Origin of the sequence: Paractinoplanes hotanensis (assembly GCF_023717965.1) — a bacterium.
Lineage (GTDB): Bacteria > Actinomycetota > Actinomycetes > Mycobacteriales > Micromonosporaceae > Actinoplanes > Actinoplanes polyasparticus.
In genome coordinates, this window is the sequence record NZ_JAMQOL010000135.1 from 1 (window position 1) to 938 (window position 938).

Genomic DNA, 938 nt, shown 5'->3' on the forward strand with positions numbered 1-938 from the left:
CTCGACGAATGAGGCGATGAAACGCTCGGCGTCCAGGGCCGCGGCGGTGCCGGTGCCGGCGGCGGTGATGGCTTGGCGGTAGGTGTGGTCGACCAGGTCACCGGCGGCGAAGACGCCGGGGATGTTGGTGCGGGTCGACGGGTGGTCGACCTTCACGTAACCCTCGTCGTCGGTCTCGACCTGGCCCTTGAACAGCTCGCTGCGCGGGTCGTGGCCGATGGCCACGAACACGCCGGTCACGTCGAGGACCTTCTGTTCACCGGTCTGGAGGTTACGCAGGCGCGCGCCGGAGACCTTGCCGTCGTGGCCGATGATCTCGTCGACCACCGAGTTCCACTCGACCTTGATCTTCTCGTTGTTCAGCGCCCGCAGCTGCATCACCTTGCTGGCCCTAAACGAGTCACGCCGGTGCACGATCGTCACCGACTCGGCGAACCGGGTGAGGAAGGTCGCCTCCTCCATCGCGGAGTCGCCGCCGCCGACCACGATGATGTGGTGGTTGCGGAAGAAGAACCCGTCACAGGTGGCACAGGACGAGACGCCGTGCCCGAGCAGTTCCTGCTCGCCGGGCACACCCAGCGGCCGCCAGGCCGAACCGGTGGACAGGATGACGGCGCGGGCGAAGAACTGCTTGTCGCCGACCCACACGGTCTTGAGGCCCTCGGTGCCGGCCTCGGTCGGCTTGTCGCCGAGCTCGACCCGGGTCACGTCGTCGGTGAGGAACTCGGCGCCGAACCGCTCGGCCTGGGCGCGCATGTTGTCCATGAGCTCGGGGCCCATGATGCCGTCACGGAAACCGGGGAAGTTCTCGACCTCGGTGGTGGTCATCAGGGCGCCACCGGACTGAACGCCCTCGATCACGAGCGGCTTGAGGTTCGCCCGGGCGGCATACAGCGCCGCGGTGTAGCCGGACGGCCCCGAACCGATGATGATCAGAT

General features: G+C 67.6%; 1 protein-coding gene. It reads right to left on the reverse strand.

Going from position 1 to position 938, the window contains the following annotated elements; genetic code table 11:
• The coding region (gene trxB / locus LXN57_RS47740) for a thioredoxin-disulfide reductase (RefSeq protein WP_251804970.1) at window positions 1–936 on the reverse strand (936 nt) is incomplete at its 3' end.
• Between the last annotated feature and the right edge of the window lie 2 nt (window positions 937–938).